The organism is Sphingobium sp. GW456-12-10-14-TSB1 (assembly GCF_059424385.1).
The window spans coordinates 2,881,548-2,892,960 of record NZ_JBWKZI010000001.1; the positions used below are offsets into that span (position 1 = coordinate 2,881,548).

Below are 11,413 nucleotides of genomic sequence, written 5' to 3' on the forward strand. Positions count from 1 at the left end.
GGCCGAACGGCTATTTTCCGCCGAACCTTCGGTTCTTTGCATCGCGAAGCAAAATAGCTGCCCGTCCGCCATCCTCCGCTTCGCTCCGGCCGCGCCCGAAGGGGCGCGGTTCTGTCCCGCTCCGCCCGCCGCCGGACGTCGCCACGAAGGCCGCGAGAGGCGCGGCTGTCAGATGACGGAGACTTTCGATGGCGACCAACCAGGACGACGATCGCGAAACACAGCCCGGCTCCACCGCCTATCTGCTTCAGGAAATGCAGCTCTACGGCTACCGTCCCTTCGAGGACGAACCCGACCATCGGCCCTTGCCGGACGACCGCATCGCCGGCGGCGCCGTCGCCGAGATGTTCGACGCGCTGGCCTCCTGCCTCATCGACACCAGGATCGAACCCGACCTTGAAGATCTCGCCTGGGGCATCGTCAATGTCTTTCACCGCGCCGGCGAGCGGGTCGAACGCGAGCTCGACGACAATGAGCGTGCGCAGAAGCGGCTTCAGCGCGAACAGGATGGCAGCGAGGTCAAGTCGGTCGAGTTGGAGCGCAAGATCGCCGAAGGCATCACTATGATCGAACGCCGCGACACCATGGAATTCTTCCGCGACGCCGCCGCCGACCAGTTCCGCATCCATATCCGCAAGCCCTGGCTGCCGCGTTCAGGGGCAATGGTGAACCACAAGGCGCTGACCTCGGCCGTGCTCGACAGCCGCAAGGCGCTCGACAAGCGCGCCTGGGAGAAGCAACGGGTGTTCGATCCCGATGGCGTTCGCATCGCCTTTACCGGCGGAGTCGACTGCAACGATCATCAGCGCATCTACGCCGTGCTGGACAAGGTCTATGCTCAGCTTCCAAACCTGATCCTGATGCATGGCGCAACGCCCACTGGGGCCGAACGAATCGCCGCATGCTGGGCGCGTGACCGCGGCGTTCCGCAGGATCCCTACCGGCCCGATTGGAACCGGCACAAGAAAGCCGCCCCCTTCAAGCGCAATGATGCCATGCTCGAGAAGATGCCCAAGGGTGTCATCGTCTTTCCGGGCACCGGCATCCAGGACAATCTCGCCGACAAGGCCCGCAAGATGGGCATCCGGGTGTGGGATTTCCGCAAGAAGGGGGGCGATTAAGCCCTATGCCAAGGCGGCCGGCATGTCGGACGGTCTGGAACGGCAGCTTGTGGGATCTGCATTGGGATAACGGACCTTCTAGATGCTGACCCGATAGATCACCTTCGCACCCTGGGACCGGTCATAAACTCCTTATAGCGCATCCCGAGCTGCCATTGGTCCATCAGCATAGCCGTATGAGTCCGACGCGCATCGATGATCGCCAACGCTGCACAGAGCCTTTCAATCTTATCGACCTGGCGCAAACGCGTCGCAACTAAATCGGCTTGCCATGCCGAAGGCGGTGCGAGCGCACCGATGACCAAGCAACACGCAACGACCGGAGTTCCGCCTCGTCCAGCGCTAATTTCTCGCCAAGCCATCGGTCGCCGAAATCGAGTATCGACGATATGCCGGTTGCGCCGGAGTGCGCGGCGAGAAACGCCTCGAACTCGGTGTCGCTCGGTTCATGATAGATCAGGGGTAGCGCACGAAATTCGTTCGGCGACAATTCGAGCACTCCCCCACCGTAGAAGCGCCCCTCTATCTCAGAGAAGAGCAGCGTCAGGGAGTTGTAGAATGAGAAGCAAATCCCCCGCATTGAATAGCCTTCACGCACCTTCAGGCCATAGGCGGTATCGGTGATGTAGACATCCGCGGCGTTCAAGCATATTCGCGGATATTCGTGCGAACGCTTAAAGACGAACCCTTCAGCGCGCGGGACGAGTGGCACTTCGTACCATCTCTCGCGGTTGCGGCACTTGTAGCGCTTATGAAAACCGCGTTCCTCGCCCGCGATGAGATAAGCCTCGACCTCCGCCGGAAATTCGCTTCGTTTGCCTTTCAACCGAAGAAAGCGGCAAGGTTCGCGCTCTACGATCGCTGCAAAGTCGCTCGCCGAGAAGATGGGTAGCCGGCTCGCAAAGCTGCCCTTTTTCAGGATAGGCAGCGTCAATTCCAGGAGTTGGAGTTCCTTCGCGCGCGCTTCGGTAAGTATGAAAAAGTCGTTCGCTGCGGTGACGATGCCGGGAGCGCTGGTGCAATAATCGGAGACTTTTGGGCTCTCGCGTTGGAGGCGCTGGATCAAAGGCAGCGTCGCCGGAGGGATCAGAAACTTGTTGAGTTCTAGCGCAAGCGATTCTTCCCCGGCGATCTCAAGTGCGTGCTCCTGAGCCGCTCCTAAGTCTGTCATCTCGACAACACGTTGAATGAACAGACCCGCCGGTACTGCGGGTTGCTTCTGGCCGACAAAGATTATCGCATCCTGATCGAGCGTAGGGAACGCCTTCTGGTCAGAAATGAAAAGGTCGACCCTGGGAAATTCCGCGCAAAGCCAGAGGAGGGCCTGCTGCCCATAGGCAACCGTCATCATCTCATAGGGTATAACAAAAGCAGCGACGCCGCCGTCCGCGAGCAAGCGCGTCGACGCTGCCAGGAAAGCTGCCCAGCTATTCTTGAGCTGGTGGAGCGGGTACTCGACAAAGCCTGCCAGATTCTCCAAATTTTCTTTGAATTCATCGGAATAGTTGTGCTTCCGGATGAACGGTGGATTACCAATAATGAGGTCGAACCGGTCACCGTTCGATGCAATCCTTTCGCAGGCAAATGCCAGAAAATCACTCGCATGAAACGCAGTCTCACCGGGCCAGAGACCTGCGGATAGGTCCAGCGCTGAGATAACTCCGGCGTCGATATCGACCCCGGTCAGACTAGCGCCCGGAAAATGCCGCGCAAGCGGATCCACAAAGGCACCGTCCCCGATGCTGGGTTCGAGGATCGCGGGCCGCAAGGCGCGAACCAGGTCCCGGACGTGGGATGTCACCGCCGAGGCGACGTCCGTTGGTGTGTAGATCGCGCCGGTAAGCCGGATCGATGCTCGATCCCTAAGCGGCAGCGCGTAATTCATAGTCATCAATCGCTTCAGTCAGGCTCACATAGCGTTCGAGCAGCTCGATATATGCATCACCGCCTACCGCGCGAGCCTTCATTGTTGCAATCAGCGCTCTGACCTCGTCTCGCAACGCACGTGCTCGTCGCGCCTGCCACAACAGTTCGTGCCGTAGCAAATCGAAGCGCAGACGTTTCGCGATATAGGCTCCGAGTTCCCCCACAGGCACGATGCGACCGGAGGGATCGCGCCGGAAATGCGTTTCATATTGATCGCTACATGGATCGACGAACCCGCGTTTCCCGTCGTTAGGAACAGTGGCGTCACTGCCGACCCAATGGTCCGACTTGGCCATGTTGCAGAAGCGGCAAGCGTATACGAGGTTTCCGTAGTCGCATTCGAGCGCCGGAAAAATCTTGCGCGGGGCGAAATGATCAATGTGGAACGTAATCCGGTCGACCCTCAGGTCGTCGTCGCCGCAATATCCGCAGGCGTTGGCGAAATCGCGGCGGAGATCATCTCGGTAGAGTGCGTAGCGCGTCTGCGCAGCAACTGTTCCGCGCATCGGCAGGCTGGCGCGTATCGTCAGACCGTCAGCCATCGGCAGCGCCTTCCTCGCCGAGCGATCGCCTGATATCCGCGATGAGCCTTTCGGTATCCGCCAGAAGCTCCTGCTTACGGCTGTGCAGGCCGCCGTCGAAGATCGCCCGGCGCGCCTCTTGGCTCACGGCATGGTCTGCTCCGAACTGGGCTTCTATGCGCGTGTCGAGTTGTACGATCCGCTCGATCTGGGCGGCGGAGAGGGTGCTGCGTTCGATTGCCAAAAGCGCTTCGAGTTCGGCCGACCATCTCTGCAGTTGCGACTTGTAATGGGCAATCTGGAGGCTGATACGATCGAACAAGGGCCGATTGAGATCCTGCGAACCATCTTCCTTCGAATAGACGCGGTTAACGTCGTCTGTACCGTGTAACGCGTCATTGTCCCACGAGGTACGAATGAAGCAGGGAAAATCCGCTCGCGTCGCCAGATAGGCCGTGACCAACTGCCCGCCATCATATTCAACGGGTGACGCGTCGGAGAGCCGGAAGTCCGATACGAGAGCGTCGATCGGCAGTGCCAGAAGCGCCTCGACCATATCGGCGAGGTGCGCTTCAGGCTTGAGGATGATCACCTCACGGAAGAGGTTGCTGTTATCTGCATCGATGAGAAAATCCTCGAGGGCGTCTTCGTCTTCATCGACATAGGCGATGACAGGGCGCTCGATGGCCTGTGCCGCTTCAGTCATTCGTCGCCTCGGCGTTCGCAGAGCGGTACAATGGCAACCGGATACCGATGGAGAAGCCGGGCTCGCCCATGACGCTCTGCAATGCGACGGACCCGCGATACTCCTCAACGACGGTCTTAAGCAGCCACATGCCTAGGCCGGTTCCGGCAGCATCGCCACTGACCGCTTCCCTTTTCGAGGAAGCGCCGAACTGAAAGATATCCTCGGCGATATTGAACTCATTCGGAATGCCTGGACCGTTGTCGACGTAGCGAATGTCGATCCACCCATCATCCTCCGCACTGATGTCGATCTTTATCTTGCGCTCGATTGGGGCCGACGGCTTTACGAAGGCCTCAGTGTCTGACCCGAAACTAAGGTGGGTGATATCAGCAGGTTAGCTTGACGCCGTGCCTTGCCGTTGATTCAGGAGGTTTTGCGAAGAACTTCCGGAGATCAGCGATGTGGACCGATACCACCCGCGCGCATCATTCGCGCAAAGGCCTCGCCCTGCCAAGCGATTTGACCGATGGTGAGTGGGCCGTTCTGGAGCCCTTTTTCCCGCCGCCATCGCAGACTGGGCGGCCTCGCAAATGGCCAGTCCGGCGCATTGTCGAGGCGATCCTTTACCTGCTTCGCGGCGGGTTGCCCTGGCGGATGCTGCCCCCCTGTTTTCCGCCGGCCTCGACCGTGCAGCGCTGGTTCTACTTATGGCGCGATGCGGGCCTGTGGGAACGGATCAACCATTATCTGCTGCAAGACCTACGCACCGCCCAGGGCCGTGAGGCTTCGCCCAGTGCCGGTGTAATCGACAGCCAAAGCGTCAAGACGACCGAAAGCGGAGGTCCGCAGGGCTATGATGCAGGTAAAAAGATCAAGGGGCGCAAGCGTCATATCGTGACCGATACCGAAGGTAATCTGGTTCATGCCGTGGTCCACACCGCCGATATCCAGGACCGTGACGGTGCTCCGCTGCTGCTGGCCGAGATCGTCCGCTCGTTCCCATGGCTGCGGCACGTCTTCGCCGATGGCGGCTATGCCGGGAAGAAGCTCAGGGGTAGCCTCGCCCGGCTCGGGCAGTGGACCATCGAGATCATCAAACGGTCCGACAGGGCAAAGGGCTTCGAAATCCTGCCGCGACGCTGGGTGGTCGAGCGGACATTCGCCTGGCTCGGCCGCAACCGTCGCCTTGCAAAGGACTTCGAACAGACCCTCGCATCGGCCCGCTGCTGGCTGTTCACCGCTTCCGTCCAGCTCCTCACTCGACGCATCGTACGTCTATGAAAATACAGCCGATAGTTTCGAGTCAGACTCTCAACCGAATTGTTGATCAAGTTGTAAAAGATACTATCCAGATCAATTTCGTGTGCAAGCACTGTGACGCCTGCGCTGGCGCTTGGGTTGGCTTCCAACGAAATGCTCTTGGATTGCAGGAATTCTGCCCAGTAGCTCTCGACCCCCGCAAGATATTCGGCGAGATTCACCACCCGCCGCCGCCGCTTAGCCGGTGACACCGCCGACAGAGCGAAGTTGACCCATCGGCTGACCTTTTCGTCCTGCCGTCGCAGTCGTTCCAGCATCCGGAAAGGGTTGTGCGCGGGTGTCAGGGCGGCCAGCCGACTCTTATCGGCGACATTTTCGATGGCATCGGACAGCCGTTGCGAGCGGCTGTCGATATTGGCTTTGATCTGCTTCAGTTCATGCGTGAAGGAGACAAGCACGGTCCCAAGCGTCGCCATGCCCCGCATTACCTGGATGTCGTCCCGAAGGCTTTCATTCTTGCGAACCTCGGAACTATAGGCCTGCGAGACTTGTCGCAGAGCGAGTTCATTATCGCGCTGTGCTTCTTCGGCAGGAGGCGTTTGCTGGCCGAACAGGTCCGACTGGGACCCTTCGGTGGGCGATTGTTCATCGTCGTCCGCAGGCTCCGATCCGTCCGCTTTGCCGAGTAGCTCCTCGGCGATACGGCGGCCCTCTTCCGCTTCCTTCTCTTCTTTATGGTCAAGGTCGAAAGCAGCACTGAACTGCCCGAGGACATAGGCGCGGTCGTTCTCAAACTCCTTGATCAGCGCGATCACGATTGTGCGGAAGGCGTCGAGCGCTCGCTCATTCATGACCCCTTCGCGGCTTGACTGGTCTGTCAGGTGCGGATTGCCCACCTTGCTGATATGCAGCGTCCCCGCGACCTGGGTTGGCGGTACGCGCCAGCCTATCCGCGATGCCGGTGCCGGATTGCGGGCGACCCGGTCGCCGAGCAGCAGCCAGTCGTAGGTTGTCGAACCGGGCTCGCCGTACGGCCGCACTCGAAAATTGTCGCGGTACAGCCGGATACCGCCCGAGGACTTGAGCCAGCGCCTGCGCTTGCCCACGTCGAAATTCTTCTGGGGATAGCGAAGCAGATTATCGCTAGTGGGGTTAGTAAGCTTGAAGAAGTAGAGTGTGAACAAGAACGGGCCGATGGCTTTGAAATCGGCCAGGGTTTCGCCTTTTGCGCCCGTTAGCCGCGCCAAATCGGTGGTGTAGGTCACTGAGCCGGCATTGAAGTCCTGCTTTCTGAACGGCGCCTTCTTCATGGTGTCGAGCTCGAAGACCCGCGGCCGGATACGCGGCACGTCGATTTCGCGTCGGTCCAAGATGATCGTGACTTCGCCGGTGTCGGAGACCTCGGCCACCATACGATAGTCGAAATGATCGGGCGGGAAATTGTCGATGAAGCCGCTCTCGTTGGCCGCGCGATGATCGTAGACAAAGATATCGAAATCACCGCGGTCATGCGGCGGAAGAAGCGCTTCCAGCGTCTCCTTCAGGCGAAGGCTGTCGCGAGCGTCCCAGACGTCATGCAGGAGGCCGATCCGAACTGCCGTTCCGTTTGTGAAGTCAAGAGGCTTGCCTTCACCTTCGCGGGCAGGCCCAACCTGCGGAAGCACCGAATCGAGGGCGAATTCCGCATAGACGTCGGATAAATAGCGCGTCTCGGTTTCAAGTACCGCCTCGACATCGCTGATGATCTTTCCCGCTCCTTCGAACTCGGTCCAATCGACGAGCCAGTGCGTGGTCTCGTGGCTGCCGGGCAGTGCCGAAAATAGTTCACATTCCTGGCCGAGGCGATCGAGCGCGAAACGGCCGATGCCTTTCGCACCGGTGACGATGCGCCCTCCAACCGATCGATCGTTGATTTCCTTGGTATCGGTACCGATGACCATCCAGCGGTCCCTGATGGTCTCAGCCGACATGCCATGACCGTTGTCGACGATCCAAAGGTCGAGGAATTGCGCGAACGCCCCTGCGAGTGTTTCTTGGTCCTCGACAAAGTCGCAGGGCGCACGGACCCACATATCGCCATCGGCGACGAAGAATTTATCGATGGTCGGGGCGAGGCGCAGCAGCGTATCATATTCCCGCTGCGTGATTCTGGCGGGCAACTCTGACCATCTCGGCAGGAACAAAACAGCGCAAACCGCGGAATCGGCATCATAGGCGTTCTTCACCAGCTCGGTGACAGCGCCTTGGGGCGTTCCGACGTTTTCGCGCCCAATCAGCCGCGCGGCGCGTGCCGAAACGCTGAATGGGACTTTCGCCATGACCGTTTGTGCCCCCTGTCCAAAGCCGTCGTAATACCACTGTCCTGCCAGAACAGACTGCTGTCGATCAATCCATAGGGAAGGCCCTACGTCATGACCGTAGCAAAAAAGGTCCATCGTTGTACGCAGGAAATCAGCACGGCCAACATGATGCCAGCATCCGAACGACCAGATCCCGGCCAATCTCTGCCGTTCTGTGGTATCGGTCGGGCAGACGCCAATGTCGGCTCCCGGCAAGATTTGCCGTTCGACACGTCGCTGGGAGCGGCAGAAATGTCGGCGAAACCTGTCGTAGCGATTCGCCGCCAACCTGTAGGGCCCTGACGAACGATTATCTGGCCGCCTAAAAATACCTGCCGATCCGGATCGGGCGCCTATCGCTTCGACCGTTTCGCGATGCGGATGTTCTTTGAGATGCACCCGCAGGTGAGCGGGCGCGCTGACTTGATGTGGAAATAGGCGACGTTGAACGCCGATCGCTTGAAGTTGCCACGGCCGAGCGAGGGATAGTCACGGAAGCGCTCGATGTCGGTCTCCTCGAACGGGTGTTGCGAGAAGTCGAACAGCACCAGCAGGGCCGGTCCGTCATACATGAGGAGTTTGATCATCTCGGTCTGATTGACCTTGGCCGACAGCGGGCCTTTGCGGTCGCCCGGCCTGCGCACCGCGAACTCAACGGCGACATCGCCGATCTGGAAGTCGATCCGTCCCCATTCGCTGGGCGCGCTCGGTAGGCGAACCCATTCCTCCGGATAACAGTGCCCGAAATAGCCCAGCAGGAAGGTCCGAACGAGCGGCAACAGTTCGCTTTCGCTCCACTTGTTGAGGTCGAGCGTCTTGCGGAAGTTTCGGTCCAGGATCGACTCGTACAAGAGCCCGAAAGCCTTGCGGACTGCCTTGACTGTCACTGCCATGACACGGCCTCCATCATAGCATCGGGGCTCCCCGGTCGAGCAGCTGCGCCATGACGACGTCGCGCGGCTGCGCCGGCTGCGCCGCGACGTCGATCAGCGCGCGCACAATCCGCCGCGCGAGGCTGCGCGCGCGGACGCGGTCGGCCGTCCCGACCTTGGCCAGACCCTGGCGGCCGTGGACATAGGCGCTGCGCATCTCGAACAGGTCTTTATAGTCCGCTGCGGCCTGCACGTCGCCGAGCAGCGCGGCGATCCGCGCCATCACGCGCTTGGTCGCGCCGAGGTTCTTGTGAGAGTCCGTCTTGCGCTTGTTGCGATGATCCGCCTCGAGTCCCAGCGCTGCCTCGATCGCGGTCATATGCGCCATCACTTCATCCATGCCGTCCGCGAGAAAGGCGCGGACTAGGAAGTGGACGATCGGCGTCTCGAACAGTGTTGATGCCCGGCCGTGCTCGAATAGATGCCAGGCGGCCCCGTCGAACTTCATGAGCTCGGGCGTCGACTCGTCTTCGAGCGGGATCGCTGTCGGCCGCTCCAGCTCGACATCCTCGCCCCAACTATCGGTCACGATATGCGGTTCGAGCGACAAGGTCTCGGGGCTCGGCGGCGGGCTTGGCCGGATGAAGAGATCATCGCTGACTGTGTGGATCCAGGGCACGCGGAATCCCCGCCAGCTGACCTCCTGCATGGTCGACCACTGCTCCCACGGGGCCAGCAGCAGGAAGGCCAGCGCCCCTTCCACGGCGGGCGGAAACTTCCCCAGGTGCGGATCGATCTCGCCATAGTCCCGGCCGATCGTCTCATAGAGCCAGGGGAAGGCGCGCCGCTCTGGAGGGTGATCGAGCTGGACCAGCTCTTCGACCACGAGCCATTGGAACTGTGCGAGCCGATCCGCCTCCAGCGGCCGGGTCGGGAAGTTGCGCGCGAGGCGCGTCGCGTCAAACAGGCCGGCCAGCTCGTCGCTCGAATACAGACGCACCTGCGCGCTGCCGAAAGCGAGCGCCGGCAGCTCGTCGGCCGTGTCGAGAGGACAGAGATGCAGCCGCCGCGCCGTCTTGCGCTGATAGGCGTCGGCGAGCGCCTCCGCCGCTTGACCGGGGAGCAATGACAGATGCGCCTGCGCCTTCGGCAGATCGCACGGCAGACCAAGCGAACGAAGCGCGCTCGACAGCGCGAAGGTCGGCTTGCCCCCGCCATATTCGGCGTTGCAAATCTCGGCCAAGTCCGTGAACAGCGGCGCCGATAGGAGGTTGTCGGGGCCGGGACGCGGAATGCGCCACAGGGCCTCGACCGCCTCGATCAGGGCCTGGCTCGCCGGCATCAGTCGGTCGCCTGCGGGAGCCAGGTCCGCTCGACCCGATCGCGGACCAGCCTGGCCTCAAGATGCGGGTCTTTGCGCTCGATGCTCTCGTTGTAGATATATTCGGCATCGCGCCAGAACGCGGCGATCGCCTTGGCGAAGTCCCGCAGCCAATCCACTGAGACTTCCATGCGGCTGACCGACGACGGCAGCGGCGGGGAGAAGCCGAAGCCCTTGGGCAAGGGCGGGATCACCGGCCAAAGCTCGGGATGGCGAAGCGCCAGTTCGATCGAGGACTTGCCGTCGCCATGCCGGCAGGCGTTCCCGAGAAGCTGTAGCGTGTCGAGCATCGGAAAGCTCGGAAAGGCCTCCAGGTTGATCCCGCGGAGCTTTCGAAACCATTTGCACAGCTCCGGCCAGTCGGCCTTTTCGAGCTTGGCGGCGACGGGCTCGCCGGGACGCAACTCGCTCGCGCAGCCGATCAGATAGGTGCGAATCTGGCGCTCCCAAATCGATTGGATCGAAAGGCCGAACGCCAGCATCGTCTCGCGAAGCATGTTCTTCAGGTCAGCCTGAGCGAACGGCGCCGGCGCCCAGTCGCTCCGACTAAGCTCCTCGATCTTGGCTTTGAGCGTCGCGACGGCCGGGGCGACCACGTCATCGACGTAGGCCTGGACGGTGTAGTCGTGGCGATAGGCGTGGACGTCGGCCATGCAGTTACGCCACCGAAACGGGGTCATGACGCGATCCCCTGAGCCCGAGCCTCGGCGATGTACCTGCGATAGGCATAGTTGATCAGATCGCGAACGAGTTCAAGCAAGCCTCCGGCCGGCAATCCGTCAAACGGGTCGCCGTGCGCGAGGAGGTTCCGACGCTCCGCCAGCGTCGGCCGGGTCTCTCCGGTGAGCTGGCCGACCGCGGCGCCATTGCATCGCACGACCATCGGGATTTCGGCGTCGGTCAGGCCGTCAGCCGTGACCATATACTGCAGCAGGGAGGCAAAGCTGCGCTTCGACTTCGGGATCGCGCCGCCATAGCGATCCATCAGTGCCAGCTCGAGCGCGATCAAGGCGGCCAGCTCGCCGGCCTTGATTAGGCTGAAGTCGAGCCAGCCAAGCAGGTACAGCTTCTGCGCCCGCCCAAACTTGGCGGTCACGATCTGCGGGATCGCCGGGTGAATAGACAGGGTCTCGACAAAGGACCGCCACACGGCGGGATCGTCGAAGTGCAAGAAGCCGTCGGCTCTGCCGTCCTGTGGCCAGGCCAGCACCAGCGGTTCGCCCCGCGGCGGCAGTTGAAACTTCTCCAGCGACATTGACGAATCCCGCCCCGACCCGCCGGATGACCGACAGGTTCTTCCTTCTT

At 61.1% G+C, this 11,413-nt stretch carries 11 protein-coding genes and 1 pseudogene; 3 read left to right on the plus strand and 9 right to left on the minus strand.

The window, feature by feature from the left end:
- The first annotated feature begins 188 nt into the window (after positions 1 to 188).
- Positions 189 to 1,121 carry a DUF2493 domain-containing protein gene (locus AC07X9_RS14055; RefSeq protein ID WP_086485839.1) on the plus strand — a complete coding sequence of 311 codons (933 nt, stop codon included), beginning with the start codon at positions 189 to 191 and terminating at the stop codon, positions 1,119 to 1,121.
- A gap of 256 nt (positions 1,122 to 1,377) precedes the next feature.
- On the opposite strand, the gene AC07X9_RS14060 is transcribed toward AC07X9_RS14055, so the two are convergent.
- Genes AC07X9_RS14060 through AC07X9_RS14075 form a run of 4 tightly spaced genes read right to left on the minus strand, consistent with a single transcriptional unit; the run spans position 1,378 to position 4,641 of the window.
- A complete protein-coding gene (locus AC07X9_RS14060) occupies positions 1,378 to 3,006 on the minus strand; it encodes an Eco57I restriction-modification methylase domain-containing protein (RefSeq protein WP_086485840.1) in 1,629 nt (542 codons plus the stop codon).
- Positions 2,984 to 3,589 carry an HNH endonuclease gene (locus tag AC07X9_RS14065; RefSeq protein WP_086485841.1) on the minus strand — a complete coding sequence of 202 codons (606 nt, stop codon included), beginning with the start codon at positions 3,587 to 3,589 and terminating at the stop codon, positions 2,984 to 2,986. Before AC07X9_RS14065 ends, AC07X9_RS14060 begins: the two co-directional genes overlap by 23 nt.
- Positions 3,582 to 4,274: a hypothetical protein gene (locus tag AC07X9_RS14070; RefSeq protein ID WP_086485842.1), complete on the minus strand. Its 693-nt coding sequence runs from the start codon at positions 4,272 to 4,274 to the stop codon at positions 3,582 to 3,584. The genes AC07X9_RS14065 and AC07X9_RS14070 overlap by 8 nt, the downstream gene beginning before the upstream one ends.
- Positions 4,267 to 4,641, minus strand: coding sequence for an ATP-binding protein (locus AC07X9_RS14075; protein ID WP_086485843.1), 375 nt, complete (start codon positions 4,639 to 4,641; stop codon positions 4,267 to 4,269). The genes AC07X9_RS14070 and AC07X9_RS14075 overlap by 8 nt, the downstream gene beginning before the upstream one ends.
- 74 nt (positions 4,642 to 4,715) lie before the next feature.
- Between AC07X9_RS14075 and AC07X9_RS14080 the strand changes: the two genes are divergently transcribed.
- Positions 4,716 to 5,537, plus strand: a complete 822-nt coding sequence (locus AC07X9_RS14080) for an IS5 family transposase (RefSeq protein WP_053556532.1) — start codon at positions 4,716 to 4,718, stop codon at positions 5,535 to 5,537.
- A 1,733-nt stretch (positions 5,538 to 7,270) separates the two neighbouring features.
- Here the strand turns inward: AC07X9_RS14080 and AC07X9_RS14085 are convergent.
- Positions 7,271 to 7,951 (minus strand): annotated as a pseudogene (locus tag AC07X9_RS14085) (ATP-binding protein); the annotation flags it as partial.
- Between AC07X9_RS14085 and AC07X9_RS14090 the strand changes: the two are divergent.
- Positions 7,928 to 8,158 carry a hypothetical protein gene (locus tag AC07X9_RS14090; protein WP_176342092.1) on the plus strand — a complete coding sequence of 77 codons (231 nt, stop codon included), beginning with the start codon at positions 7,928 to 7,930 and terminating at the stop codon, positions 8,156 to 8,158. The pseudogene AC07X9_RS14085 and the gene AC07X9_RS14090 sit on opposite strands and share 24 nt — an antisense overlap.
- 50 nt (positions 8,159 to 8,208) lie before the next feature.
- Here AC07X9_RS14090 and AC07X9_RS14095 read toward each other — a convergent pair whose 3' ends face one another.
- The 4 genes from AC07X9_RS14095 to AC07X9_RS14110 are packed head-to-tail and all read right to left on the minus strand — an operon-like array spanning position 8,209 to position 11,363.
- Positions 8,209 to 8,748, minus strand: coding sequence for a hypothetical protein (locus AC07X9_RS14095; RefSeq protein WP_086485845.1), 540 nt, complete (start codon positions 8,746 to 8,748; stop codon positions 8,209 to 8,211).
- Positions 8,749 to 8,761: 13 nt separating this feature from the next.
- Positions 8,762 to 10,069, minus strand: a complete 1,308-nt coding sequence (locus AC07X9_RS14100; RefSeq protein WP_086485846.1) for a hypothetical protein — start codon at positions 10,067 to 10,069, stop codon at positions 8,762 to 8,764.
- Positions 10,069 to 10,761: a hypothetical protein gene (locus AC07X9_RS14105; protein WP_254908077.1), complete on the minus strand. Its 693-nt coding sequence runs from the start codon at positions 10,759 to 10,761 to the stop codon at positions 10,069 to 10,071. The genes AC07X9_RS14100 and AC07X9_RS14105 overlap by 1 nt, the downstream gene beginning before the upstream one ends.
- A 23-nt stretch (positions 10,762 to 10,784) precedes the next feature.
- On the minus strand, positions 10,785 to 11,363 hold the full coding sequence (locus AC07X9_RS14110; protein WP_086485975.1) for a hypothetical protein: 579 nt from the start codon (positions 11,361 to 11,363) through the stop codon (positions 10,785 to 10,787).
- Positions 11,364 to 11,413: the final 50 nt, after the last annotated feature.